This window comes from Hyphomonas polymorpha PS728 (assembly GCF_000685315.1).
Classification (GTDB): domain Bacteria; phylum Pseudomonadota; class Alphaproteobacteria; order Caulobacterales; family Hyphomonadaceae; genus Hyphomonas; species Hyphomonas polymorpha.
This window is the reverse complement of sequence record NZ_ARYM01000009.1, coordinates 51,348-77,074: the sequence shown is the minus strand read 5'-3', so window position 1 is coordinate 77,074 and position 25,727 is coordinate 51,348. Positions and strand designations below refer to the sequence as shown.

The 25,727-nt window shown below is 62.4% G+C and carries 28 protein-coding genes; 14 read left to right on the top strand and 14 right to left on the bottom strand.

Features of this window, described 5'->3' with window-relative positions:
* The first annotated feature begins 18 nt into the window (after positions 1-18).
* Positions 19-681, top strand: coding sequence for a LolA family protein (locus HPO_RS09085; protein ID WP_035597387.1), 663 nt, complete (start codon positions 19-21; stop codon positions 679-681).
* 243 nt (positions 682-924) lie between these two features.
* Positions 925-1,734, top strand: coding sequence for an exodeoxyribonuclease III (locus HPO_RS09080; RefSeq protein WP_035597384.1), 810 nt, complete (start codon positions 925-927; stop codon positions 1,732-1,734).
* Here the strand turns inward: HPO_RS09080 and HPO_RS09075 are convergent.
* Positions 1,724-2,410: a response regulator transcription factor gene (locus tag HPO_RS09075; protein WP_035597606.1), complete on the bottom strand. Its 687-nt coding sequence runs from the start codon at positions 2,408-2,410 to the stop codon at positions 1,724-1,726. The two genes, HPO_RS09080 and HPO_RS09075, sit on opposite strands and share 11 nt — an antisense overlap.
* A gap of 98 nt (positions 2,411-2,508) precedes the next feature.
* Here HPO_RS09075 and HPO_RS09070 point away from each other — a divergent pair, with 98 nt between their 5' ends.
* Positions 2,509-3,015 (top strand): L,D-transpeptidase family protein, encoded by a 507-nt coding sequence (locus HPO_RS09070; RefSeq protein ID WP_035597383.1) that lies wholly within the window; start codon positions 2,509-2,511, stop codon positions 3,013-3,015.
* Here HPO_RS09070 and HPO_RS09065 read toward each other — a convergent pair.
* Positions 3,012-3,683, bottom strand: a complete 672-nt coding sequence (locus HPO_RS09065) for a YggS family pyridoxal phosphate-dependent enzyme (protein ID WP_035597603.1) — start codon at positions 3,681-3,683, stop codon at positions 3,012-3,014. The genes HPO_RS09070 and HPO_RS09065 overlap by 4 nt on opposite strands.
* Position 3,684: 1 nt before the next feature.
* On the opposite strand from HPO_RS09065, the gene HPO_RS09060 reads away from it, so the two are divergent.
* Entirely contained in the window at positions 3,685-4,305 is a 621-nt protein-coding gene (locus HPO_RS09060) for a thiamine phosphate synthase (RefSeq protein ID WP_206742144.1), read from the top strand.
* Between the two features lie 68 nt (positions 4,306-4,373).
* On the opposite strand, the gene HPO_RS09055 is transcribed toward HPO_RS09060, so the two are convergent.
* The gene (locus HPO_RS09055) at positions 4,374-4,826 is read right to left on the bottom strand and encodes an NtrZ family periplasmic regulatory protein (RefSeq protein ID WP_035597381.1); all 453 of its coding nucleotides are present in this window, start codon (positions 4,824-4,826) and stop codon (positions 4,374-4,376) included.
* 73 nt (positions 4,827-4,899) lie between these two features.
* The gene (locus HPO_RS09050; protein ID WP_162174031.1) at positions 4,900-6,093 is read right to left on the bottom strand and encodes a porin; all 1,194 of its coding nucleotides are present in this window, start codon (positions 6,091-6,093) and stop codon (positions 4,900-4,902) included.
* Positions 6,094-6,215: 122 nt separating this feature from the next.
* On the opposite strand from HPO_RS09050, the gene HPO_RS09045 reads away from it, so the two are divergent.
* From HPO_RS09045 to holA, 4 genes are read left to right on the top strand one after another with little or no spacing between them, the layout of a single operon-like run.
* Positions 6,216-6,638, top strand: a complete 423-nt coding sequence (locus HPO_RS09045; RefSeq protein ID WP_233349204.1) for a DUF3576 domain-containing protein — start codon at positions 6,216-6,218, stop codon at positions 6,636-6,638.
* A gap of 50 nt (positions 6,639-6,688) precedes the next feature.
* Complete coding sequence (gene leuS / locus HPO_RS09040; protein ID WP_035597374.1) at positions 6,689-9,256, top strand: leucine--tRNA ligase; 2,568 nt, start codon at positions 6,689-6,691, stop codon at positions 9,254-9,256.
* Complete coding sequence (locus tag HPO_RS09035; RefSeq protein ID WP_035597372.1) at positions 9,253-9,726, top strand: LPS assembly lipoprotein LptE; 474 nt, start codon at positions 9,253-9,255, stop codon at positions 9,724-9,726. The genes leuS and HPO_RS09035 overlap by 4 nt, the downstream gene beginning before the upstream one ends.
* Entirely contained in the window at positions 9,726-10,757 is a 1,032-nt protein-coding gene (gene holA / locus HPO_RS09030) for a DNA polymerase III subunit delta (RefSeq protein WP_035597369.1), read from the top strand. The genes HPO_RS09035 and holA overlap by 1 nt, the downstream gene beginning before the upstream one ends.
* A 20-nt stretch (positions 10,758-10,777) precedes the next feature.
* Here the strand turns inward: holA and HPO_RS09025 are convergent, their stop codons facing one another.
* The 9 genes from HPO_RS09025 to hemE all read right to left on the bottom strand — a co-directional run bounded on the left by HPO_RS09025 (position 10,778) and on the right by hemE (position 20,465).
* The gene (locus tag HPO_RS09025; protein WP_035597365.1) at positions 10,778-11,761 is read right to left on the bottom strand and encodes a ParB/RepB/Spo0J family partition protein; all 984 of its coding nucleotides are present in this window, start codon (positions 11,759-11,761) and stop codon (positions 10,778-10,780) included.
* Complete coding sequence (locus tag HPO_RS09020) at positions 11,758-12,564, bottom strand: ParA family protein (RefSeq protein WP_035597362.1); 807 nt, start codon at positions 12,562-12,564, stop codon at positions 11,758-11,760. Before HPO_RS09020 ends, HPO_RS09025 begins: the two co-directional genes overlap by 4 nt.
* The gene (gene rsmG / locus HPO_RS09015; RefSeq protein ID WP_035597359.1) at positions 12,557-13,180 is read right to left on the bottom strand and encodes a 16S rRNA (guanine(527)-N(7))-methyltransferase RsmG; all 624 of its coding nucleotides are present in this window, start codon (positions 13,178-13,180) and stop codon (positions 12,557-12,559) included. The genes HPO_RS09020 and rsmG overlap by 8 nt, the downstream gene beginning before the upstream one ends.
* Positions 13,181-13,182: 2 nt before the next feature.
* Complete coding sequence (mnmG, locus tag HPO_RS09010; RefSeq protein WP_035597356.1) at positions 13,183-15,048, bottom strand: tRNA uridine-5-carboxymethylaminomethyl(34) synthesis enzyme MnmG; 1,866 nt, start codon at positions 15,046-15,048, stop codon at positions 13,183-13,185.
* Positions 15,049-15,112: 64 nt separating this feature from the next.
* Positions 15,113-16,438, bottom strand: coding sequence for a tRNA uridine-5-carboxymethylaminomethyl(34) synthesis GTPase MnmE (mnmE, locus tag HPO_RS09005; RefSeq protein ID WP_035597354.1), 1,326 nt, complete (start codon positions 16,436-16,438; stop codon positions 15,113-15,115).
* 13 nt (positions 16,439-16,451) lie between these two features.
* Positions 16,452-17,741, bottom strand: a complete 1,290-nt coding sequence (rho, locus tag HPO_RS09000; RefSeq protein ID WP_035597351.1) for a transcription termination factor Rho — start codon at positions 17,739-17,741, stop codon at positions 16,452-16,454.
* A 142-nt stretch (positions 17,742-17,883) separates the two neighbouring features.
* Complete coding sequence (locus HPO_RS08995) at positions 17,884-18,327, bottom strand: CopD family protein (RefSeq protein WP_035597348.1); 444 nt, start codon at positions 18,325-18,327, stop codon at positions 17,884-17,886.
* Positions 18,328-18,341: 14 nt separating this feature from the next.
* Positions 18,342-19,415 (bottom strand): ferrochelatase, encoded by a 1,074-nt coding sequence (hemH, locus tag HPO_RS08990; protein ID WP_035597345.1) that lies wholly within the window; start codon positions 19,413-19,415, stop codon positions 18,342-18,344.
* 15 nt (positions 19,416-19,430) lie between these two features.
* A complete protein-coding gene (hemE, locus tag HPO_RS08985; protein WP_035597342.1) occupies positions 19,431-20,465 on the bottom strand; it encodes a uroporphyrinogen decarboxylase in 1,035 nt (344 codons plus the stop codon).
* Between the two features lie 341 nt (positions 20,466-20,806).
* Here hemE and HPO_RS08980 point away from each other — a divergent pair, with 341 nt between their 5' ends.
* The 5 genes from HPO_RS08980 to dnaQ are packed head-to-tail and all read left to right on the top strand — an operon-like array spanning position 20,807 to position 24,351.
* A complete protein-coding gene (locus HPO_RS08980; RefSeq protein WP_035597597.1) occupies positions 20,807-21,649 on the top strand; it encodes a pyruvate, water dikinase regulatory protein in 843 nt (280 codons plus the stop codon).
* Positions 21,646-22,242: a Maf family protein gene (locus tag HPO_RS08975; RefSeq protein WP_035597339.1), complete on the top strand. Its 597-nt coding sequence runs from the start codon at positions 21,646-21,648 to the stop codon at positions 22,240-22,242. The genes HPO_RS08980 and HPO_RS08975 overlap by 4 nt, the downstream gene beginning before the upstream one ends.
* Positions 22,239-23,051, top strand: a complete 813-nt coding sequence (gene aroE, locus HPO_RS08970) for a shikimate dehydrogenase (protein WP_035597335.1) — start codon at positions 22,239-22,241, stop codon at positions 23,049-23,051. Before HPO_RS08975 ends, aroE begins: the two co-directional genes overlap by 4 nt.
* Entirely contained in the window at positions 23,048-23,656 is a 609-nt protein-coding gene (gene coaE, locus HPO_RS08965) for a dephospho-CoA kinase (protein WP_035597332.1), read from the top strand. Before aroE ends, coaE begins: the two co-directional genes overlap by 4 nt.
* Positions 23,653-24,351, top strand: a complete 699-nt coding sequence (gene dnaQ, locus HPO_RS08960) for a DNA polymerase III subunit epsilon (protein WP_051612474.1) — start codon at positions 23,653-23,655, stop codon at positions 24,349-24,351. The genes coaE and dnaQ overlap by 4 nt, the downstream gene beginning before the upstream one ends.
* A gap of 7 nt (positions 24,352-24,358) precedes the next feature.
* Here the strand turns inward: dnaQ and secB are convergent, their stop codons facing one another.
* Positions 24,359-24,856: a protein-export chaperone SecB gene (secB, locus tag HPO_RS08955; protein WP_035597329.1), complete on the bottom strand. Its 498-nt coding sequence runs from the start codon at positions 24,854-24,856 to the stop codon at positions 24,359-24,361.
* Positions 24,857-25,005: 149 nt separating this feature from the next.
* Here secB and HPO_RS08950 point away from each other — a divergent pair, with 149 nt between their 5' ends.
* Positions 25,006-25,620, top strand: coding sequence for a Tim44/TimA family putative adaptor protein (locus tag HPO_RS08950; RefSeq protein WP_035597326.1), 615 nt, complete (start codon positions 25,006-25,008; stop codon positions 25,618-25,620).
* The last annotated feature ends 107 nt before the right edge of the window (positions 25,621-25,727 follow it).

Here is a 25,727-nt window from a genome sequence, read left to right as displayed (position 1 = left end):
ATAAAGGAGGCCAGAACGATGATGAATTTCTTTGCTCCGCTTGCTGCTGCCGCGATGATTGCCGGGGCCTCTCCCCTGCTGCCCGCCCTGAAGCAGGCCCCTGTGAGCCCCTCGATTGCCGCCCCGGCCACCGCAGCCCAGCTGACCGGCGCCGAGCGCGCCGCCTTGCTGAAGGAAGCGTCCAAAGCGCTCGCCACGGTGAAAACCGCGCGGGGCCGGTTCGAGCAGTATTCGCCGGACGGGTCTTTCTCCACCGGCCAGTTCGCCATGCAGCGGCCTGGCAAGGTGCGGTTTGACTATGATGACCCTGTGCCGCTGTTGATGGTGAGTGATGGCACAACCGTCGCCCTTCAGGACAGCGATCTCGAAACCACTGACCGCGTGCCGCTGAAATCGACCCCTCTCTCGCTGCTGCTGAGCGACCGGCTGGATTTCGAGAGCCAGGCGAGCGTGATCGATGTGCGCCGCGCCGATGGCCGGACCAACATCACCGTTCAGGACAAGAGCGGGGATATGGAAGGCACGCTGACACTGGTGCTCGCCTCGGCAGATAATTCGCTGGTCGGCTGGCGCACCACCGATGCCAATGGCGGCAATACGTCGGTTCTGCTGAGCGATGTAGAGACCGGCGCGCGCCTCAACCCGCGCCTGTTCATCCTGCGGGACTTCGACAACAACTGACACACAAAAGCGTGATTGCCGTTACGTCGAGTTAATTTGAGATTTCCAACTCGGCGTGACATAAATGACACATCGACGGACAGGAAGCCGCGTAGCACCGACCCCCCGCTGCGATACCTTCCGCCCGCTCGACACCGGATACACGATGTCCGGACATCACGACGCTGAACAGCGTCCGGCGCGCCCGAACTCCCCGCGTTCGGGCGCGTTGACGTTTAAGGGCGAGGTGTTAGCCAGAGGCGCATGACCCGCCCCATCAAGATTACCACCTGGAATATCAACTCCGTCCGCCTGCGTGCGCCGAATGTCGAAGCCTTCGTGGCCGCTGAAAAGCCCGACGTCGTGTGTCTGCAGGAGACCAAATGCCAGGACGGTGAGTTTCCGCTAAAAGCCTTCAAGGAGATGGGCCTGCCGCATCTGGTGATCCGCGGCCAGCGCGGCGGCCATGCCGGCGTGGCGATTGCCTCACGCCTGCCGCTGGAACAGGTGGACGTGCCCGACCTCTGCCGGGAAAATCATGCGCGCGTGATTGCCGCCCGCCTCCCCTCCGGCCTGGAGATCCACAATATCTACCTGCCTGCGGGCGGAGACGTTCCCGACCCGCATGTGAACGCCAAGTTTGATCACAAGCTGGATTTCCTGGAGCGGCTCGGGCCTGGCTACAAGAAACTGAAAAAGGGCGCGAAACGCATTCTCGTCGGCGATCTCAATGTCGCGCCGCATGAAAATGACGTCTGGTCCCACAAGCAGCTCCTGGGGATCGTCTCGCACACACCGCAAGAGACCGAGCGGCTGGAGGAGTCGCGCAAATCCGCCGGTTTTGAGGATATTGCCCGCCTGGCCGTGCCGGAGGAGCAGAAGCTCTATACCTGGTGGAGCTACCGCGCCGCAGACTGGGCCGCTTCCAACCGGGGCCGCCGGCTGGACCATATCTGGGCCAACAAGGCGGCGATGGAGGATGTGGATGTCAGCTCTTTCCGTATCCATCCGGCCTGGCGCAGCGGCTGGAAACCGTCAGACCATGCACCGGTGACGCTGAAGATCAGGGCCTGAGGCGGTAGCCACCCGTATCCGTGAGCAAGAGCTGGGCGTTGGAAGGATCTGGCTCGACCTTCTGACGCAGGCGGTAGATGTGGGTTTCGAGCGTGTGAGTGGTGACGGCGGCGTTATAGCCCCAGACTTCCGAGAGGAGCGTCTCGCGGGCGACCGGCTTGCCCCCTGCCCTGTAGAGAAACTTCAGGATCTCGGTTTCCTTCTCTGTCAGGCGGATGCGGCGGCCTTCCTTGGTGCGAAGCACTTTCATCGAGGGGCGGAATTCATAGGGGCCAATGTCGAAGGTGGCGTCTTCGGTCTGCTCGAAACTGCGCAGCTGGGCCCGGACACGGGCCAGCAACACGGCAAAGCTGAACGGTTTGGCGACGTAATCATTCGCGCCGGCCTCCAGGCCCGCCACCGTATCGCTCTCCCCGGAACGCCCGGTGAGCATAATGATGGGGACGCGGTTTCCGGCCTCACGCAGCTTGCGGGAAACGTCCCGGCCGCTCATGCCGGGCATGTCGACATCCAGGATCACAAGATCGACGCGCTCTTCGGCCAGCCGGGAGAGGGCCTCTTCACCGGTAGCGGCAGTCAGCGCGGTAAAACCGTCGCTCAGGGCGAACTGCTCGGCGAGGGTTTCCCGCAGGTCTTCCTCGTCATCAACGATCAGAATGAACTTCTTGGCCGTCATCTGCATGTCTCGCTTCACCCGCGCGCCATTCGCGCCTGCCGCTTGCATAGAAAGGTGGCGCCTGTTTATCCAATAACAAGAACGGGAGGCGCAGCCAGGTGACGCATTTCATTGCGTTTTCAGAGGGGCGGCTGGAAGGCGGCGGGCTTTCCCTGCGCTGCGCGCTGGGAAAAGGCGGCGTTATCCGGGCGCCGGAGAAACGCGAAGGCGATGGCGCTTCGCCTGCCGGGGTATGGCCGGTGCGCCGGGTCTGGTACAGGCCAGACAAAGGGCCGGCGCCGGAAACAGGCATTCCGGCGATTGCCCTGCGCCCTTCAGACGGCTGGTGCGATGCGCCGGGAGACGTCCGCTACAATCAATGGGTGCCCCTGCCCTACCCCGCGCGTCACGAGCGGCTGTGGCGGGAGGACGGGCTCTACGATCTGATTGTGGAGCTGGGATATAATGACGATCCTGCCATGCCGGGCAGAGGCAGCGCGATCTTCCTGCATGTGGCACGGCCAGGATACGCGCCAACGGAAGGGTGCGTAGCGTTGGCGGAGGCTGACCTGCGTGAAGTGTTGAAGCGGCTTCAGGGCGCCTCAACCCTCGAAATCCGAGCTTAGAGGACGCTGCGATCGCCAAACAGGGCTGTTCCGACGCGTACATGCGTGGCGCCGTAACGGGCGGCGAGTTCGTAATCGCTGCTCATGCCCATGGAGATAATGCCGAGCCCGTAATCGCGGGCGATCTTCTTCAACAGAGCAAAATGCGGACCGGCAGGCTCGTCCGCGGGCGGGATGCACATCAGGCCGGCAACTTCCAGCCCTGCCTGCTGGCGCGCATATCGCAGCAAATCGCCCACTTTTGAGGGGATAACGCCCGCCTTCTGGGGTTCTTCGCCCGTATTCACCTGAATGAGGATCTGCGGGCGGTGGCCTTCCTTTTCCATCGCATTGGCCAGCGCGTCGGCGAGCTTTTCCCGGTCGAGCGTCTGGATGACATCGAACAGGCGTACGGCATCGGCGGCCTTATTCGTCTGCAGGGGGCCAATCAGATGCAGCACAAGATCCGGATAGGCTTCGCGGCGGCTTTCCCAATGCGCCTGCGCTTCCTGAACGCGGTTCTCCCCGAAAACCCGCTGACCAGCGGCGAGAATCGCCTCGATGGCGGCGTCCGGCTGAGATTTTGAGACAGCAATCAGCTCCGGCGCGGGCGCACTCGCGGCAGCCAGCGCAGCGAGGATCTCGGCGCGGCGGTTGGCAATGTCCTGGTTCAGGCTATCAGTGCTCATGATGAGCGAGAAACCCCAATCCAGTTCGAGGCGCAAGGCGCGGATGGCCGCGCGCGTGGCGGCACGCCACCTGCCGGAGGGGTTGCCGCCCGTTTTTTTCCTCACCGATCCAGCGCGAACGCCTGACCCGGAAGCCATTGTGGCGGGGCTTCCGGCGGGCTGGGGGGTGATCTATCGTCATTTCGGGGCCCCTGACCGGGAAATCGTTGCGCGCCGGTTGCTGAAACTCTGCCGGGCGCGGAAACTTCGTCTGCTGATCGGCGCCGATGCCGAACTGGCGGCAAAGATCGGGGCGGACGGGGTTCACTGGCCGGGCCGGATGGCCGGCGCCTCCCGCAAGTGGCGCGGGCGGTTCAAATTGCAGACAATGAGCGGACACCAAGGGGACAATTTCGGACATTTCCGGACACTGCCGGTCAAGGCGGTGCTGTTTTCGACCGTTTTTGCGTCCCGTAGCGCCAGCGCCGGAAAGGCTATCGGCGCGCAGCGGTTCCGGCGGCTGGCCACGTCCCTCCCCTTCCCTGTCTATGCTTTGGGCGGAATAACTCCTGATAATGGACTCTGCATTGCGGATTCAGCCGGGCTGGCGGCCATCGGCGGCTGGAACTGTTTCAAAGTCTGACCCCAAGACGCAGAAACGCAGGCAACGCCTGCAAAGGCGCCGCACGGTCTTTCATTATTTTCAGATTATCAGAACTTGAAGGCAGACTTCAGACGGATGCCGGCTTCGACATCCTGGTTTTCCCAGCGCTTGGACGAATCAAATTCATCTGCGCCGATGCGCACTTCGCCGCCGACAGAGAAGCGGGGGGTGACGCGGAAGGTGGCGCCGGCCTGAACTTCTTCGCGCGGAAGATAGGTTTCACCCGGACGGGTGACCTTGTCGAAGTTCAGCTGCCAGCGGGAATCCTTGCCGATCTGGACCGAGAAGTCCTGATTGGGTTCAGCCTGCCATTGCAGACGGGATTCGGCAGGCTTGCCTTCGGAGAACTGGCGATACCATTCGGAGCGGGCCGAATTGGTTTCCGACAAGGTGGGCGCCTCAACACGGATCGCATCGCCTGCCACACGTTCCTGTGCCACAGCCGGCAGCGTGAAGGCTGCGGCCGCAAGGGCAAAAGAAAGAATAAGGTCTGCGCGCATGTTAACTCCCAGCCACTAATGATAGTGAGGGGACCGGCTTAATGAAAGATTAAGTTTCTGATAAAGCGAGGATTTAGAAGGAACGTGTGATTTCGATCACAATGCCGTTGCGACTCCCCCCTGTGGCGGGAACCTGCGCGCCGGAATTCAAGTATGCAGTATCCACATCCCGCCAGCCTGAGGCAAGCCGCCAGTCTGCACTTGGCTTCCAGACGAGGCCGATCTGCCAGCTGTCACTACTGAGTCCGGCAAATTCATCTTCCGCGCCGGAGACTTCCGCCACCGCCTCGAACTTGCCGAAAGGCAGAGCCGCCGAAACGGCCCAGGCCGAATAATCGCCCGGCCCGGCGGCGATGCCATTGTTTGATTCCAGATAGCTGCCGCCAAGGCGCAGGCGGGAAAACTCTGCCGAGGCCCCCGCCGACCAGGTTTCAACGGTGCCATAGAGGCTGGGATCGGGCGCAAAGCGCGCTTCGGCCTGGCTGTAGGCCGCCGCCGCGCGCAGGCGCACCCCGCTTTGCGGCAGGCGGCGGGAGAGATTGAGTGCCACTTCGAACGCGTCTTCGATCTCCGGGCGCGACGCCCCCGGGAAAGCGCTTTCGGTGTCCCGGTCCACGCCCCGGCGGTCTGCGGTGGGGGTGTAGGAGACGCCGCCCCTCAGACCCAGGATACGCGGAGTGGCGTAGCTGATCTTTGCTGCGGGGCCGGTGAGATCATGATCAGTGCGGGCGATGATCTGGCCTGTGGGATCGAGCGCCGGATTGACAAGGCCGGAATGGGCAAAGAGCGCGGGGCCGCCCTCAAAGAAGCGGGTGGCGATCCCCTCATCCGCGCCCAGACGGGCTTCGCCATAGCCCCCGTCTATATAGATGTAAGCTGTCTCGAGGCTGATCCGCAGATCCCGGTCTGCCGGAGTATCACCGCGCGCGAGGCCGCTGAAGGCGCCGCCCGAAGAGGCCCCTGCCCCGGCCGCAGGCGGAAAGACGCCGCTGAAGCCGGCGCGGGCGGGATGATCCCGCTGAAGCTCCACGCCGCCAACCGCGCCGATCTCGGCCCCGTTCATCAGCACATAGTTGATCGCCATCCGCGCCTTTGCGAGGCCGAGCACTGCTTCATCGGCGTCAGGCGCGGCAACCAGCGCAATCTCGACGCTCGCCTCGCTTTCAACCCCGCCCGGATCGTCCCACACATCCTGAGCCGAAGCCGCAGGGGCGAGCGCCATCACCGGCGCGGCAAGGGCGAAGGCAAACAGGCGGGCATTAATCATCACGTGCGGCTCCATCACAGGCGCTGCGGCTGACTCAGCCAAGCGCATAACAATACTGGCGAGGCCAGAACCCGCTTGTTATACACGCCGGGTCAACAAGGAATTGCATGCGGAAAATGAACATGATCAAGCCGATCCTCACCGCCGCCTTTGCCGGCCTGCTGCTCGTCTCGGGCTGCCAATCGCGCGGTAAAGCCAATGATGGCCCGCTTGTGGTCCAGTCGGTCGGCGCATCCAACCCGTATCTGTGGCGCGCGACGCTGGATACGCTGTCCACGCTGCCGCTTCAGTCCACCGACCCGATCGGCGGGATCATTTCCTATGACTGGAAGAGCTTTCCCGATTCCCCGAATGAGCGCGTGAAGGCGACCGTGTTCATTCTGGATTCGCGCCTGCGCGCCGATGGCGTGAAGGTAACCGTTCACCGCCAGGTGAATACCGAAGGTCAGTGGGCCGATGCCGCCGCCGACCCGGAAACGGCGATCCAGCTCGAAAACAAGATTCTTGAACGGGCGCGGCTTCTTCGGACCTCGCAGATCGGCTAAAGCGCCGATACAAGCCTGTAACACTTCGATTCCATTCAAGGGAGCCCAGGATGGCCACCCGTTATGATCCGCAGAGCGCGGAGCCCCGCTGGCGTGAAGCCTGGGAGACGGCAGACATTTTCCGGACGAAGACGCCGCAGGAGGCGCCCGGCGCGCCCAAGGCGTTCGTGCTGGAGATGTTCCCCTACCCTTCCGGGCGTCTGCATATGGGCCATGTGCGCAACTATGCGATGGGCGATGTGGTGGCGCGTCACAAGCGCGCCAAGGGTTATAACGTGCTCCACCCGATGGGGTGGGATGCGTTCGGGATGCCGGCCGAGAACGCCGCGATGGAACGCAAGGTTCACCCTGGCAAATGGACATATGCCAACATTGAGTCGATGAAGGCACAGTTCCGCAAGCTCGGCCTGTCACTCGACTGGAGCCGGGAGTTTGCGACCTGCGACCCGGACTATTACGGCGCCCAACAGGCCCTGTTCCTGAAACTGATGGAAAAGGGTCTGGTCTATCGCAAGGCCTCGAAGGTGAATTGGGACCCGGTGGACAATACCGTGCTCGCCAATGAGCAGGTGATCGACGGGCGCGGCTGGCGCTCCGGCGCCCTGGTCGAGCAGCGCGAGCTGACCCAATGGTTCTTCAAGATCACGGCGTATGCCGATGATCTGCTCGAAGCGGTTCAGAAGCTGGAGCGCTGGCCGGAAAAGGTCCGCACGATGCAGGCCAACTGGATTGGCCGGTCCGAAGGGCTGGAGATGACGTTTGCCTTTGAGGGGGCGGCGCCTGCCGGCTTTGAAGACGGCATCACCGTTTTCACCACACGCCCGGACACGCTGTTTGGCGCGAGCTTTGTCGCACTTTCCCCGGATCATCCGCTGACGATCCAACTGGCAGAGAAGTCGGATGAACTCAAAGCCTTCCGCGCGAAATGCGCGCAGGTGGGCACCAGCGAGGAGGCGATCGAGAAGGCCGAGAAGCTGGGCTTCGATACCGGCCTGACGGTTGCCCATCCGTTCGAGCCCGGACGGACGGTTCCGGTCTGGGTCGCGAATTTCGTACTGATGGGATATGGTACCGGCGCCATCTTTGGCTGCCCGGCGCATGACCAGCGCGATCTCGATTTTGCCCGCAAGTTCGGGCTGAACGTCTATCCGGTGGTGCTGCCGCCGGATGCGGACGCGGCCACCTTTGAGGTCGGCACCGAGGCGTATGCCGGACCCGGACATATATATAAGTCAGGCTTCCTCGACGGACTTTCCATTGACGACGCCAAGCGCGCGGCGATTGCGAAGATCGAAGAAACCGGCCAGGGCGAAGGCAAGGTGAATTATCGCCTGCGTGATTGGGGCGTGTCTCGCCAGCGCTATTGGGGCTGCCCCATTCCGGTGATCCATTGCGACGATTGCGGGGTTGTGGGCGTTCCGCAGGCGGACCTTCCCGTGCGCCTGCCTGAAGACGTGACCTTTGACGTGCCCGGCAATCCGCTGGACCGCCACCCAACCTGGAAGCATGTGAACTGCCCGAAATGCGGCAAGCCGGCGCGCCGCGAAACCGATACGCTGGACACTTTCGTCGACAGCTCCTGGTATTACGCGCGCTTTGCCAGCGCGGCCGATCCGGCCGAGCGCGCCTACTGGCTGCCCGTGGACCAGTATATCGGCGGGGTGGAACATGCTGTTCTGCACCTGCTCTATTCCCGCTTCTTTGCCCGCGCGATGCGGGATGTGGGCGAACTTGATCTGCCTACGGGCGAACCGTTTGCCGGCCTCTTCACGCAAGGCATGGTAACGCACGAGACCTACAAGTCCGAGGCCGGAACATGGCTCGAACCCTCCGCCGTCGAGCGGAAAGATGGCAAGGTCTTCGAGATTGCCACCGGGCAGCCGGTGAAGGTCGGTGCCATCGAGAAGATGTCGAAATCGAAGAAGAACACGGTCGACCCTGACGCGATTGTGGCCACCTATGGGGCGGATGTGGCGCGCTGGTTCGTGCTGTCCGACTCTCCGCCCGAGCGGGATGTGGAGTGGACCCAGTCTGGCGCCGAAGGCGCCGCGCGTTTTGTTCAGCGGGTCTGGTCCTTCGTCGACGCCCTGCCAGAGACGGGCCCCTTCCCTGCCCCCGGCAGTGATGACGCCTCAACCGCGCTGCGCAAGGCAAGCCACAAGGCGGTCGCCGGCATCGACAAGGCCATCGAGGAGTTCCGCTTCAACTCCGCCATCGCTACCGTGCATGAATGGGTGAACACGCTGAAGAAGGCCGAGAGCGACCCCGCAACAGTTGGGGCGCGGGCCGAAGGGGCCGACATGCTGGCTCGCTGTCTCGTTCCGTTCATGCCGCACCTGGCCGAAGCCTGCTGGGAGCGCCTCGGCAATCCGGGCCTTGTTTCACAGGCAAGCTGGCCGGAAGTTGATGGCTCACTGGTGGTCGATGATACGGTGACGCTGGCGGTTCAGGTGAACGGAAAGCGCCGCGCCGAAATCGTAGTGGCAAAGGATATGGCCAGTGATGCCGTCGAAGCGGCGGCCAAAGCCTTGCCTGAAGTGGCCACCTTTATCGAAGGCAAGAGCGTGAAGAAAACGATTGTTGTGCCCGGCCGGATTGTGAATATCGTGGTCGCATGAAGCGTCTTCTTGCCCCTCTTCTGCTCCTGGCCACTGGTGCGTGTGGCTTTCAGCCGGTCTATGCGCCGGTCAACGGGCAGTATGCCGAATCTGGCCTCATCTCTGTTTCGCCCATTGAGGGCCGCGAGGGGCACATGCTGCGCCGGGCTCTGCAGGAGGAGCTCGCCGTCGGCATGCCGGGGCTCACAGAACCGGTTACGCTGACAGTCAATCTGCAGAGCGATCTCACGCGGTTGGCCTTGCTGCCGGATGGCGCGGCGTCCCGTTCAAGCATCATGGCGAGCGGCAGCTACCGCCTTGAAGGCGAGAATGTACGGGTTACGGGACGGTCCGAAGTCGAAACCGGGTTCCTTGTGCCGGACTCTCCCTATGGTGATATTGCCGCGCAGACCGACGCGGGCGATCGCGCAATGCGGGTTCTGGCCAAACAGATCGCCGATGACATCCGTTTGAAGTTTGCGAGCCCCTGATGTTGCACAAGGGACGCGCGGCGGAAGGTTTCGCCCGGCGGCCTGATCCGGAAGTCTGGGCCGTGCTCGCTTTCAGCGAGGATGAAGGGTTGTCCTTTGATGCCGGCCAGGCACTCATCGCCAGCTGGGGCGGCAAGCAGGGCATGGATGTGACCGTGCTGGATGATGACGCCATCAAGAAAGAACCCGCCCTTCTGTTCGATGCGCTGGAAGCGGTCTCGCTTCTGGGCGACGCCCGCGCCGTTCGGGTTCGCACAAGTGGCGACAAGATCGCCGCTTTGCTGGCCGAAGCCATCGAAGCGGGCGACAAGGATCCGGGGCGCTTTGCCGCCAAGCTCGTCATCGAAGCGGGCAGCCTTCCGGCGCGGTCAAAACTCCGCGCAGCGGCCGAAAGCGCCAAACGCGCCGCCTGCCTGCAGCTCTTCGCCGAAGAGGAAGCCGATGTGGCGAGCCGGGTGAAGACCGCCCTGCTGGCCGAAGGAGCAGTGATAGACCCCCCTGCCCTCGACGCTTTCGTCGGTGATTTGCCAGGAAACCGGGGGCTTGCGAATTCAGAAATCGAAAAGCTCGCCCTCTACGCGCGCGGGCTCGGCCGTCCGTTGACCCTTGAAGATGTGCGCGCGCTTTCGGCGACGGATGTGAAACAGGCGATTTCCGGCATCGTGGCCGCGGCGCTCGACGGCCGGCCGGGCGAAGCGCAGACCGCTTTCGACAAGCTTTCCGAGAACGGAACGAGCGGCATCTCCATCCTCCGCTCCCTTCAGATGGAAGTGCTCCGGATGCTGAGCGCTCATGAAAAGATTGCCGGGGGGGATGGAAACCCCGGAAAGTATCTGCGCCCGCCGGTCTGGCCAAATGAATGGCCGGCCTTTCGCGCGCGCCTTGGCAAATGGCCGGCGCGCCGCCTGATGCGGGTGATGGAACGCATCCATGATGCCGAGCGGCAGACCAAGCTGGCCGGGCCGACGGGGGACCCCGTGATCCGTCTGCTGATTAACGATCTGGCAAGGGCTGCCGAAAACGTTCGTTAACGGATTATTCAGCCGGGCGATTACTCCGGCGCGCGGCGCTTGGCCGTCAGCCGGCGGCACACTTCATCGAGCTGTTCCAGATCGCGATACTTGATGCGGATCTCGCCGCCATTCTTGCCATGGCGAATATCGACATCCAGGCCCAGCGTGCGGCTGATGTCCGCTTCGAGGGCTTCGGTGTTTATGTCCTTCACCTGCGGGGTGAGGCTGTCCATCGACTTGGTTTCGATCGGGGCGTTGCTGCGGGCTTCTCTCGCGCGCGCCTCAACCTCACGAACGCTAAGGCCCTTCTCCACCGCGATCTCGATCAGCGCTTCAGGATCCGGCGAACCGAGCGCGGCGCGAGCATGGCCGGCACTGATGCGGCCTTCACGGACATGGGTGCGCGCGCCATCGGGAAGCTGAAGCAGCCGAAGCGTGTTGGTGATATGGGCGCGGCTTTTGCCGACGCTGGAGGCAAGGCTCTCCTGTGTCCGGCCAAAGCGCTTCATCAGCGCCTCATAGGCTTCGGCCTCTTCAATCGGATTGAGGTCGGACCGCTGGACGTTTTCGATGATGCCGATCTCGAGCAGTTCGAGTTCATCGACATTGCGGACGACCGCGGGAATGGAAGTAAGCCCCGCCATCCGCGCCGCGCGCCAGCGGCGTTCGCCGGCGATGATCTGATACTTGCCCTCTTCCTTCGGATCCGGGCGGACCAAGATCGCCTGAAGCACACCTTTGGCTTTCAGCGAGTCGGCGAGTTCCCGGAGGTTCTCCTCGGTGAACGTCCGGCGCGGCTGAGCCGGATTGCGCCGGATATGGTCGATGGCAATTTCGGTTGCGCCGCCCTGGCTGCCGGCTGGAGCGCCGGTTGCTGACGAGGCTGTTTCGCCCGAAGCAGCAGGCGCAGAGGGTTGGGCGGTGGGCCGGACATTCATCGCCTCCACTTCGCCGATCAGGGCCGAGAGACCCCGGCCAAGCCGGCTGGGTCGACCGCGATTGTCTTCTGCCGGGTCGCTCATGCCGCCCTCGCCTTTTCACGCTGCAGCACTTCAGAAGCGAGACGGATATAGGCCTCGCTGCCGGGGCAACGATAATCATAGAGCAGCGCAGGCTTGCCGAAGGATGGCGCCTCCGACAGGCGGACGTTACGCGGAATGACGGTGTTGTAGACCTTCGAGCCGAAGAAAGCGCGAACCTCATTGGCCACCTGGTCCGACAGGCTGTTGCGGCGGTCATACATGGTGAGCACCACGCCCTGGATTTCGAGCGTCGGATTGAGGCCGGAGCGGACAACCTCGACGGTGCGCAGAAGCTGGGTCAGACCTTCCAGCGCGAGGAACTCGCACTGGAGCGGCACCAGCAGCGCGTCCGAAGCCGTCATGGCATTGACCGTGAGCGCCGAAAGCGAAGGCGGGCAATCGATCAGCACATAGTCATACTTAACCAGTCCGCCCTGTTCGACCCGGTCGATATAGGAGTGCAGCGACTCCTTCAGCCGGTATGACCGGTGGGCATCCCCAGCGAGCTCGGTTTCGACCCCGGAAAGGTTCTCGTCGCCCGGAACGATGTCGAGGCGCGGAACGATGGTTGAGAGGACAGCCTCCTCGAGCGGCACACGGTCGACCACCAGATCATAGGAGGTCATCAGGCGCTCGGCACGTGAAATGCCAAGGCCGGTGGACGCATTACCCTGAGCATCGAAATCGACGATCAGGACGCGGCGGCCGACGGCGGCGAGCGCGGTCCCGAGATTGATGGAGGTCGTCGTCTTGCCGACACCCCCTTTCTGATTCACCACAGCGAAGATTCTCGGCCTAGTCATGACGACGTAAGACCTCCCTGACAATCAAAATGACGCCTGACCCACCACTGCGACTTGGAATCGCTTCATAAGCGAAATTCCACCTTTGGCGGGCTTCAGTCAATTCTTCTTTCCAGCGTTCGCCCTTCGGGAAAACCCCCGTTGCGCCTTTTCGGAGCCAGGGAGACGCGTATTCCAGAAGTTGTGGCATTGGCGCAAAGGCCCGCGCGGTGACGATCTCCGCCTTGCTCGGCGGCGCTGCCTCGATCCGGCTCTGATAGACAGACGCGTTCAGACCCGCCGCCTCGATGGCCGCGCGGAGGAAGGCGCATTTCTTGCCGACCGATTCCATCATTGTGACATGAGCTTTCGGGCGCGCTGCCGCGATGACGAGCCCGGGAAAGCCAGCGCCCGATCCGAGATCCACAATGCGGGCCGTTTCCGGAATGTGATCCAGAAGCTGCCAGGAGTCGCCGACATGGCGCGTCCAGATCTGAGGCCACTCCTTCGGACCGATCAGATTTGACTTCTGCCGCCAGACATCGAGTTCCGAAATGATCCGGTCGAGCCGATTCAATGTTTCACGTGAAACATCGTTGGCGGCCAGAAAGGCCGCGCGGTCATCCTGCGCGCTCATTTTCACCCCGCTTTGCGGATGCGGCGGACGTGTCCGAGTAGCGCCGTCAGCGCCCCCGGTGTGACGCCTTCGATCCTGGCGGCCTGACCAAGTGTGCCCGGGCGGACCGCTTTCAGTTTCTGGCGCACTTCGTTCGAGAGGCCGCCAATCTGATCATAGTCGAGATCACCCGGAAGGCTCAGCGCCTCATCCCGGCGGAGCGCGGCCACGTCTTCGGCCTGGCGATCGAGATAGGCAGAATAAAGCGCTTCAATCTCGATCTGCGCAACAATTTCGGCGGGCACTTCGGAAAGCTCGGGCCAGACGGCAATCAGATGCGAGAAGCTGATGTCCTTATAGGAGAGATATTCCCAGGCAGAGCGGACGCGGCCATCCTGATTGACCGTCCACCCATTTCGAGCGGCAGCCGCCGGACTGAGATTGAGACTTTTCAGAAGATTCCGGGCCGATTCCAGCGCCCGATGTTTCACGTGAAACATTGCGGCGCGTTTCTCGCCCACGACACCCGCTTCGATGCCTTTTCCGGTGAGACGCTGATCGGCATTATCCGCCCGGAGCGCCAGGCGGTATTCGGCCCGCGAGGTGAACATCCGATAGGGCTCGGTCACACCGCGGGTCACCAGGTCGTCGATCAGAACGCCGATATAGGCTTCCGCGCGGTCGAAGATGATGGGGTCTTTCCCGACAGCGGCGCGCGCGGCGTTGAGGCCGGCCATTAGGCCCTGGGCGCCGGCTTCTTCATATCCCGTCGTCCCATTGATCTGTCCGGCGAGATAAAGGCCGGGCATCTGTTTGACTTCCAGCGCGGGGCTGAGCGCGCGTGGATCGACATAATCATATTCGATGGCATAGGCGTGCTGGAGGATGGCAACATCCTCGAGACCCGGAATCGTACGGATGAACTTCTCCTGGACCTCTTCGGGAAGCGAGGTGGAGATGCCGTTCGGATAGACGGTGTGATCATCGAGGCCTTCGGGCTCGAGAAACACCTGATGCCGGTCGCGGTCGCCGAACCGGTTCACCTTGTCTTCGATCGAGGGGCAATAGCGCGGACCACGTCCGGAAATGGCGCCGGAATAGACCGCCGACTCTTCCATATGCGCTTCGATGATCGAATGGGTTTCCGGTGTCGTCCAGGTGATGCCGCATTGAACCTGCGGGACGGTGATTTCCGAATTGAGGAAGGAGAACGGGATCGGCTGCTCATCGGCCGGCTGCATTTCGAGCCGGTCCCAATGAATGGTGCGGCCGTCAAGGCGTGCCGGGGTTCCGGTCTTGAGGCGGCCCATCGGAAGGCCAATGGCATAGAGCCGGTCGGACAAGCCAAGGGCAGGCGCTTCGCCAATCCGGCCCGCGGGAATGCGTTTGGCACCGATATGAATGACGCCCTTGAGGAAGGTACCAGTGGTGATGACGACCCTGGCCGCCGGATAGCGTTTGCCGGTGAGGCCAATCACGCCGCAGACCTTGCCGTCCTCGACGATCAGATCTTCAGCGCCGTCTTCGATGAGGGTGAGGTTGGGATAGTCAGCGAGCTCGGCCTGCATCGCCTCGCGGTAAAGCTTCCGGTCGATCTGCGAGCGGGGGCCCCAGACGGCGGGGCCTTTGGACCGGTTGAGCATCCGGAACTGGATGCCGGCCTTGTCAGCCATACGTCCCATGACGCCGTCGAGCGCATCGATCTCTCGAACGAGGTGACCCTTGCCGAGACCACCGATCGCCGGGTTGCAGCTCATCTCGCCAATGGTGGAGAGCTTGTGGGTGATGAGCGCCGTGCGCGCGCCAAAGCGGGCAGAGGCCGCCGCCGCTTCGCAGCCGGCATGGCCGCCGCCAATCACAATCACGTCGAAATCCGGGAAGTCCGGCATTAACCAACCCTTAAGCGCTGCTTGAGGCGGCTATATAACGCCGGGCGCCCTCAAACCCTAGGGGTCATTTTCCGATGCAGAACTTGGAGAACACGGCCCCGAGAACGTCTTCCACATCGACCTTGCCGATGACGGAAGAAAGCTGGCGCAGCGCCATGCGGACATCTTCGGCGGCAAGCTCGGCGCCAATATCCTGGGCGAGGGCTTCCCGGGCGGAGACCAGGCTGGCAAGACCGGCGGCAAGCTTTTCGCGGTGGCGCGCGCGGGTGATGACGGGCGCCTCGACCGAGGCGGCCCGCTGGGAGACAAATCCGGCAATCCAGGATTCGAGCGTATCAATGCCTTCGCCGGTGACCGCCGAAACAGGCAGCGCGCCATCCGGCGGGAGAATAGCTGGCCGGGCATCGGCCTTGTTGAAGATGACAATATCTTGCGCCTCGATGGGGCCGGGGGGAGGGGAGGGGGCCGCGCCATCTATCACATGAATGCGGAGGTCCGCTTCGGCCGCTGCCCGGCGCGCGCGGCGCACGCCTTCCGCCTCGACCACGTCTTCGGTCTCGCGCAGGCCCGCCGTGTCCGCAATCCAGACGACCTGTCCGCCGAGGATGATCCTCACCTCGACAATGTCGCGCGTCGTGCCGGCGATGTCGGTGACGATGGCGGCTTCCCGCCGGGCCAGGCGGTTGAGGATGGAGGACTTGCCGGCATTAGGCGGGCCGACGATTGCAATCCGGAACCCGTCCCGGATGCGTTCACCGACGCCCCGGTCCCCGAGCCCCGTCTCTATTTCCGCGATCACCTTGGCGAGCCGTTCGAGGATTGGCCGGACGGTGTCTTCCGGCACGTCTCCCTCATCGGGAAAGTCGATCATCACTTCGATGAGGGCGAGGGCGCCGGTCAGTTCCTCGCGCCAGGTATCATATATTTCGGTGAGGCCGCCGCCGAGCTGGCGAAGGGCCTGGGATTTCTGCGCGGTGGTTTCGGCCTCGATAATGTCAGCGACGCCTTCGGCCTCGGTAAGATCCAGTTTACCATTTTCGAAGGCGCGGCGCGTAAACTCTCCGGGTTCAGCCAGGCGTATTCCGGACACGGACGTCAGCGCACGGAGGGCATGATCGATGACTGCCGGCCCGCCATGCAGGTAGAGCTCAAGTGTGTCTTCACCGGTATAGGAGTGCGGCGCCCTGGCGTGGAGCGCGATCCCCTGGTCGATCAACTCGCCGGATGCGTCATATATATATGTGAGCGATGCGCGCTTCGGCTCCGGCAGACCGGACGCGAGAAACCGCTTTCCAACCTCGGCAACTGCGGGGCCGGAAATTCGGATGATGGCAATGGCCGACGGCGGAGGGCCTGAGGCGAGCGCGCAGATTGTATCTTGCGCGCCCATCGCGCCAGGCTCCCTAGTTCTTCATCGCTTCGAAGAATTCTTCGTTGGTCTTCGTCTGCTTCAGCTTGTCGAGCAGGAACTCGACCGCATCGGTCGTGCCCATTGGGCCAAGGATGCGGCGCAGGATGTAGATCTTCGAAAGCTGGTCCTGCGGCGTGATGAGTTCTTCTTTCCGCGTGCCCGACTTCATGATGTCGATGGCCGGGAAGGTGCGCTTGTCTGCAATCTTCCGGTCGAGGACGACTTCGGAGTTACCGGTGCCCTTGAACTCTTCGAAGATAACCTCGTCCATACGGCTGCCGGTATCGATCAGGGCGGTGGCGACAATCGTCAGCGAACCGCCATTCTCGACATTCCGCGCCGCGCCGAAGAAACGCTTCGGGCGTTGAAGGGCGTTGGCGTCCACACCGCCGGTGAGCACCTTACCGGAGGAAGGAACGGTAGTGTTGTACGCCCGGCCAAGGCGTGTGATCGAGTCGAGCAGGATGACGACATCGCGCTTGTGTTCGACAAGGCGTTTGGCTTTCTCGATGACCATCTCGGCCACCTGGACGTGGCGGGTCGCCGGCTCGTCGAAGGTGGAGGCAACAACTTCTCCCTTCACGGTGCGGCGCATGTCGGTCACCTCTTCCGGGCGCTCATCGATCAGCAGAACAATGAGATAGCATTCGGGATGGTTCTCTTCGATGGCGGCCGCGATGTTCTGCATCAGAACGGTCTTACCCGTGCGCGGCGGGGCGACGATCAGGGCGCGCTGGCCTTTGCCGATGGGCGCGACGATATCGATGACGCGGCCCGAGCGGTCTTTCTTGGTCGGATCGCGGCTCTCCATCTTGAGGCGCTTTTCCGGATAGAGCGGGGTGAGGTTGTCGAAGTGGACCTTCTTGTTAGCCTTTTCCGGCTCCTCGAAATTGATGCGGCTCACATCGGTCAGCGCGAAGTAACGCTCGCTGTCTTGCGGGGCGACGATCGGACCTTCGACGGTGTCGCCGGTGCGGATGTTGGCCTTCTTCAGCACTTCCGGGCTGACATAAATGTCGTCCGGGCCGGGCAGGTAGTTTGATTCCGGTGAGCGGAGGAAACCGAACCCGTCGGTGAGCACTTCCAGCACGCCCTGACCGGTGATCTCGACTTCGCTGTCTGCCAGTTCCTTGAGGATGGCGAACAGCATGTCCTGCGTCCGCATCGAGGAAGCGTTCTCGATCTCGAGCTCCTCGGCATAAGCGAGGAGTTCTTCAGGCGACTTCGCCTTGAGTTCGCGCAGAGTCACACTGGTAAGGTTGTCGAGCATCGTGGAAGCCATTCGGGCAGTATCCGGACTGGAAAAGTCAAAAGGGGAGGGGCCGGGCGAATATACATCGCGGCGCCAAAGGACTTGGCGGGCCAGCCCGTGCCTTATCCGTCACAAACCCGCCGCCCGTCAAGCGATTGTGGCCGTGGCCCGGTCAGAAAGGCTTAACGATCACCAGGATCACAACGCCGATCATCAGCAGGAAAGGCACCTCGTTCATCATCCGCAGGGTCTTGGCCTGAACGGTGCCGGTCACCCGATCAACTTTCTTGCCTAGGCCGATGAAGTAGCCATGCAGGCCGGAAATGATCAGCACGAGCAGAAGTTTCGCGTGAAACCATCCCTCGAGATAAAGCTGCCCGCCGCGTTGCCAGTCGACATAGACCATCGCGAGGCCGAAAAGCCATACGAGGACGAGGCTGGGATTGAGGATGATCATCCGGAGCTGGCCGGAGGATTTCTTCATCGTTTCGAAGAGGGCTTCCCCGGGCTGGCTGGAGAGCTGGTGGATCTTGTAGCGCGGATAGACCAGCAGGCCCGCCATCAGCGCGATGACGAACACCACGTGCCCGGCCTTCAGCCAGTTATAGAGGTCCATATCTGCGCTCCCCGTTAAACAGCGTTTTCCGTGATACGCACGCCGGCTTTCTGTTTCCTTTCCGCATGGGGACACCCGCTCCAGCCGGAAGGGCAGAGGCGGTCACCGGCGCAGGAGCGGATAGCTGCCTTCATTGAGAGCGCCTGGGTCACTTCGCCCGCCATGGTGGCGATAAAGCCGGGATGGGTGCCCAGCGCCTCGACCCGGGTATAACTTGCTGCGCCGTGTTTCTCGGCCACCAGGCGGTATTCCTCGCCAAGCTCTACCAGCGTTTCGATATGCTCAGACACAAAGGCGATAGGCGCGATCAGGATATTTCCGCCCTGATCGGAAATCCGGGCGATCTCTTCTTCGGTGGCCGGTCCAATCCATTTCATCGGGCCAACACGGGACTGGTAGCAGACGCTGACCTCCCAATGGGCAGGCACGCGCCCGGCCACCATTTCAGCCAGCGCCTCGCACTGCCACTGATACGGGTCGCCCGCTTTGATCACACTTTCCGGCAGCCCATGGGCCGAAAGGAGAAGGTTTACCTGGTCCGGCCGGCCAGCCCGTTCCCAGGCTTCCATGATCCGGTCGACATGCGCGGAAACGAAATTTTCCTCGAAAGGATAGCAGCAGACCGTGCGGCTCTGGCCCTTATACGCCTTGTTCCAGGCGGTGAGGGAAGATCCCGTCGTGGTCGTGGAGAATTGAGGATAAAGAGGCAGGAGGACGACCTCATCAGCGCCCCATTTCTGAACTTCGGCTGCGGCTTCCTCTGTGAAGGGATGCCAATAGCGCATGGCGATGAAGCAGCGAACCTCATCCCCCGGAAGCCGCATTGCCAGTTCTGCCTCAAGCGCAGCGGACTGTTTCTTCGTCTCGCCGAGCAGGGGAGAACCGCCGCCGGCATCCATCAGGGCATAGTTTTGCTTCACCATAGGGGCGCGCCGGGAAGAAATTATCCTGGCAACCAGCCATCTGATCGGAAGAGGTGCCCGGATGATGGCCGGATCGCGGAATAGATTTTTCAGGAAGGGCTGAACATCGTCGCCAGTATCCGGGCCACCCAGGTTGAACAGCACAACAGCGATCCGGCGGCCCATCTCGGCCCTCACTTTCTATTCGGTTCTGATCAGTTCCAACACGCGTTCGACATGCGCAATCGGGGTCTCGGGGCGGATGCCATGACCGAGATTGAAGATATGGGGCCGGCCCCGGTAGGCGTCCAGCAATTGCCGGACCCGTGCGTCAAGTCGCCCACCCCCTTCGATCAGCAGCAGGGGATCGAGATGGCCCTGAACCGGAAAGCCTGCCGGCAGCTCGGCATTGATGAAAGCTGGGGAGGCCGCCGTGTCCAGGCCAACGGCCGTCACTCCGGTTTCGCGCACATATTCGGGTAGCATGACGCCCGCGCCGCGCGGAAAGCCGATCACTGGCACCGTAATGCCGATCTCCCGAAGCCGGGCGACCAGCTTCCTGGTCGGTTGGATGACCACTTCGCGGAAGATGTTGTCGGGCAGGCCCTCGGCCCAGCTGTCGAACAGCATCAGCGCGTCGGCCCCCGCCTCAACTTGGCGGGAGAGATAATATGCGGTCGCTTCGGTGACCTGATCCATCACTGCGGCCAGGTCCTCCGGCCGGCCGTGGGCCCAGCGCCAGGCGGTGGACTTGTCGGTCTTCCCCCGGCCCTCAACGGCATAGAGGCTGACCGTCCAGGGAGAACCGGCAAATCCGATCAGCGTGGTGGAGGGGGGCAGGGACGCCTTCACGCGGGAAACGGTTTCATAAACAGGCGCAAGCCGGTCAGCCGCCTTCTGGGGCGTCACCATTCCCAGATCAGACGGGCCGGATATCTGTTCGACCAGGGGGCCTTCTCCCTTCTCGAAAGCCACTTTCAGACCCATCGCATCCAGGATGAGCAGGATGTCTGCGAAGAGGATTGCCCCGTCCATGCCATACCGGCGGATGGGTTGAAGGGTGGCTTCGGTGGCAAGAGAAGGCGTGTAGCAGAAGTCGAGGAAGTCTTTCGCCCTCGCTCTCGTCTCCAGATATTCGGGCAGGTGGCGCCCAGCCTGACGCATCATCCATACCGGAGGAACTTTCACAGTCTCGCCTGACAGCACAGCCAGCAATTTCTTAACGGACGTTGCCACGCAGTCCCCTTCCCGATCTCATCTAAATGCCCGTCAGGGCGCTTATGATTATAACCCCGAGGGATTCAGGGATAACCCGTCTGTTAACGCTTTATCCCGGCAAATCCACAGGCGAGTCACAGAATGGTCCGCGACGCTTTGGCGTTTCAAATCCGAAATGAGTCAATGGTTAACAGGGTGTAAACGTCCGTGTTGGAATCACAGAGGAGAACGCAGCGTGACTCTCCAGAGGTGAGAATCCTGCAATTGTGAGTCGCCTGTGAATCCGTGTGTGTGATTTGAAATTCCACATGGGAGTCACACCCCTTGTGAAATCGCCGCCAGACCGGCAAGAGACTTTCGTGACCCAGCCTCAACGCCCCAGCATCTATTTCAATGTGCATCTCGTGTCCGACAGTACGGGCGAGACGCTCAACGCCATCCAGCGCGCGGCCTGCGCCCAGTTCGAGAATGTGCAGCCGCTGGAACACAACTATTATCTGGTTCGCTCCGAACGTCAGCTTGAAAGAGTGATGAAGGAGATCGAGGCGGCTCCCGGCGTGGTGTGGTATACTATCTCAGATGGCGCCCTGCGCGGCCGGTTGGAAGCCTTCTGCCGTGAGCGGAGCATTCCGACCCTGCCGGTGCTGGACCCGTCCATCGCCATGCTGAGCCGCCATCTGGGCGTGGCGCCGAATAACCGGGTCGCCGGCCAGCACGCGCTGGACGAAGACTATTTCGAGCGGATGGAAGCCATCAACTTCACTCTGGCCCATGATGATGGGCAGAATGTGGAAAGCCTGATCGGCGCCGACGTTATCCTCCTGGGGGTCAGCCGTACCTCGAAGACGCCAACCTGCGTGTATCTGGCTAACCGGAAAGTGAGGGCAGGGAACATCCCGCTGGTGCCCGGCGTGCCGCTGCCGGAGTTCATGGAAAAGCTCGGCGACAAGGGCCCGCTGGTAGTGGGCCTCAAGATCTCCGCCGAACGCCTCGTGCAGATCCGCCGCCAGCGCCTCATCTCGTTGAACCAGGATGAGATCACCGAATACGCCGATGAAGAAGCCGTGCGCGACGAGATCACCCAGGCCAATCGCCTGTTTCAGCGCAATGGCTGGAAAACGATCGATGTCTCCCGCCGCTCCGTGGAAGAGACCGCCGCGGGCATTCTCAACATGCTGCATGAACGCTGGGGACATTCATGAGCCTGGCCGTCACGCTTGCTTCCACCAGCAAGAGCCGGCGCGCGCTGCTTGCTGCTGCTGGCGTCGAGGCAGAGAGCGCCGCGCCGAATGTGGATGAGGAAGCCTTCCGCAACACCATGCGCGCCAACAAGCTGCCCGTGCGCGAACAGGCCATGCAGCTGGCCGAACTCAAGGCGATGCGCGTGTCTTCCAAACGCTCTGGCCTGGTGATTGGCGGCGATCAGATGCTTGCCCTTGGCGACCAGGCCTTTGATAAACCGGCTGATCTGGAAGCGGCAAAAAATCACCTGCGCCAGCTTTCGGGGAAATCCCATACGCTGGAAACCGCTATTGTGGTCTGTGAAGATGGCGCGCCGGTATGGCGCCACCTTGCCCGGCCGAAACTGACCATGCGCCCGCTCACGGAAGAATATATCGAGAATTATGTCTCGACCTGTGGCGACGCGCTTCTCTCGACTGTGGGGGCTTACCAGCTCGAGGGTCTGGGCGCGCAGCTGTTTGCGCGGATCGAGGGAGATTATTTCTCCATTCTCGGCCTGCCGCTGCTGCCGCTCCTGGATTACCTCCGTATCCGGAAAGTGCTCCCTACATGACACATCTTCTCGGCGTAGTGGGTGATCCCATCGCCCATTCACTCTCGCCCTTCATTCACAATGGATGGCTGCGTGCCCACCAGATCGATGCGGTCTATTCCGCGTTCGAGGTGAAGGCCGGTGAACTTGCTGCCGGGCTGGACGGTCTCGCCCGTCAAGGTGTGATTGGCCTCAACGTCACCCTTCCGCACAAGGAAGAAGCCCTCCGCCTCTCTGCCTCGGTCAGCGAAACGGCGCAGCGGCTCGGCGCGGTGAATTTTCTTGTCCGCCGAGACAATGGCTGGATCGGGGATAATACAGACGCGGGCGGGTTCGGCCTCACGCTGGACTATGGTGATATAGATGTCTCCGGCCGCACGGTATTTCTGCTCGGGGCAGGGGGCTCGGCGCGCGCCGTGGCATCGGTGCTGACCGAGCGCGGCGCAAAGCTGACCCTCTGTAACCGGACCGTCGACCGGGCAGAAGTCCTGAAGCGGGATCTGGCGCCTGGCGCGCGCGTCCTCTCGCTGGAAGAAGGCTTGCGCCAGCTTCCCTCTGCCGCCCTCGTCGTCAACACACTCAGCCTGGGTCATTCGGGCGAAAAGCTGGAGCTGCCAGAAGCGGCCGGCGGCATTTTCTATGACATCAGCTATGGCAAGGGCGCGGCCGCCGCGCTGGCCGAAGCCAAGACCAAAGGCTGGCGCACGCTGGACGGGCTCGGCATGCTGGTTGCCCAGGCAGCCATCAGCTTTGATCACTGGTTCGGCATCATGCCGGACATGGCCGAAGCTCATGCCCGCTGCCGCAAACTTGTGGAGGCCACTTCATGATCATCCTCGGGCTGACCGGTTCAATCGGCATGGGCAAGTCTGCCACGGCGAGCCTTTTCCGGGATGGCGGCGTGCCGGTCTATGATGCCGACGCGGCCGTTCATGCGCTCTATGCGGAAGGCGGCGCAGCGGTGGCCCCGATTGAGGAAGCCTTTCCCGGCGTCGCCGAAAAGGGCGCCATCGACCGGCAGAAGTTGCGCGCCCGCGTGCTGGATGATGCCGCCGCGATGAAGCGGCTGGAAGGCATCGTCCATCCCCTCGCCGGAGAAGCCCAGCTCGATTTCCGCCGCCGCGCCAAGGAGCAGGGGTCGCCCTTCGCCGTGCTGGATATTCCGCTGCTGTTTGAAACCGGCGGAAACCGGCATTGCACCTACACGCTGGTGGTCACCGCGCCGGCCGATGTGCAGCGGGCCCGCGTGCTCGCCCGGCCGGGTATGACGGAAGAGGCGTTCGAGGCCATTCTCGCGCGCCAGATGCCGGACGCCGACAAGCGCGCCCGCGCCGACTTTATCCTGTCGACAGCCCATGGTTTCGACTTTGCACGCGACCAGGTCCGCGCCATCATTGCCCTGATGCAGCGAATCGCATCGGGAGAGGCGCCATGACTGACCGTATCCGCGAAATCGCGTTCGATACTGAAACCACCGGCCTCAATCCGAATGAGGGCGACCGGATCATCGAGATCGGCGCGGTCGAGATGATCAATCACATCCCGACGGGCAAGACGTTCCGCCGCCTGATCAATCCGGGCAAACCGGTGTCGGAAGCCACGATCCGCATCACCGGCATCACGGATGATCACCTGCGCGACAAGCCGCCGTTCGAGCATCCAGACATTATAGAGGCCTTCCTAGACTTTCTGGGCGACGCCACCATCGTGGCGCACAATGCCAGCTTCGACCGCGGCTTTCTGAATATGGAATTGCAGCGCTGCGGGCGGGACATCATTCCGGAGGCGCGCTGGGTCGATACGGTGCAGATTGCGCGCAAACGCTATCCCGGCGCCCCGGCCAGCCTGGACGCGCTCTGCAAGCGCTTTGACATTTCCCTTGAAAGCCGCACCTTTCACGGCGCGCTGCTCGATAGCCAGCTTCTGGCGAGCGTCTATCTGGAACTGCTAGGCGGGCGGGCTCGCGCCTTTGCGTTCGAACCGGCCTTTGACAGCAGCAACTACAAGCGCCCCGCCGCGCAACAGCGGCCAGAGCCGCTGGGATCTCTGATCACCGAGGCAGAGCGCGCCGCCCATGCCGCGCTTGTGGAAAAGCTTGGGCCGGACGCGCTCTGGAAGGCGTATACCTGACGGGCGATCAGTTCGCGCCGCCATTCCCATTCTGCCGCTCGGCGGCGCGCCGGTATTGCGCCTGATACAGCGCAACAAAATCGACCGGATCGATCAGCAGGGGCGGGAAGCCGCCCTCACGGGTGATCTCGGCGATGATCCGGCGGGCAAACGGGAACAGCAGGCGGGGGCATTCGATGAGCAGCATCGGCTCAACCTGGTTTTCCGGAACGCTCTGCAGTTGAAACAGGCCCGCATAGTCGAGTTCGGAGATGAACAGGACGGTGTCGCCGGCCGTCGCTTTGGCCGAAAGTTTCAGGGAAACCTCGAACAGGCCGTTGCCGTCGGCATGCGGCGTGGCGCCCACATCGATCCCCAGATCGATATTCGGCTGGGTTTGAACCGGTGCATGGCCTGGATTCTCGAAAGAGAGGTCCTTCACATACTGGCCGAGCACGCGAAGGCTCGGCGGATTGGCGGGCTGCTGACCGGGGGTGGGGTTTCCGGGGGCGCTCGTATCTGTCATTATCCACCTCTGAAGTTAGGGTCTCGCGCCTAGCATGCAGCCCCGTCAGGTGCAACGCATGGGCTGGCAACGGGACGGTACTGGCACTATGTGTGCCTGAGAGCCTGTACTTGAGACCTTGTAATGCACTGAAGGATTTCGCCGCTAAAATGTCCAACCCGCTGATTGAAGTCCTTATCCTTGCGGCTGTCGCCCTGTTCGTTCTGTGGCGCCTGTACTCCGCGCTCGGCAGGGGCGGGGATGAAGGCCCGATGCAGCGTCCTGCGCCAACGCCGGAAAAGCGCGCCCCGCAGGGAGAGGCGCCGGTTCCCATGCAGCGCCGCGTGGACAATGAGCGTCCGATCTTCACCGGCCCGGCCGCCGCTGGCCTGGAAGACATTTATAATGCCGACCGGTCTTTCCGCGCTGAAGAGTTCATGCGCGGCGCCAAGGCCGCCTATCAGATGATTGTCGCGGCCTATGCCAAAGGCGATCGCAATGCCCTGCGCCCGCTGCTGGATGATGATGTTTATGAAGCCTGGGATGCGGCGATTGCAGAGCGGGATGCCAATGGCGCCCGCCCGTTCGAACTGCTGCGCATCAAGAAGGCCGAGATTGAGCGCGCTGAACTCGACGGCAGCATGGCCCGGGTGATGGTACGCTATGAGGCAGAATTGGGCGATGGCGAGACCACGCGTATTGCCAAGGAAATCTGGACCTTCATGCGCAATGTGTCCTCCAGCGACCCGAACTGGTTGTTGGACGATGTGGATGTTGCCGCCTGACATATCTCTCAGATGACATGTTAAGAGGTTTCGCGGCATAACCGGCGGGCCATGATCCGTCTTGTCTCCCTTCTTTGTGCCGCCCTGTTTCTGGCTGGATGTCAGTC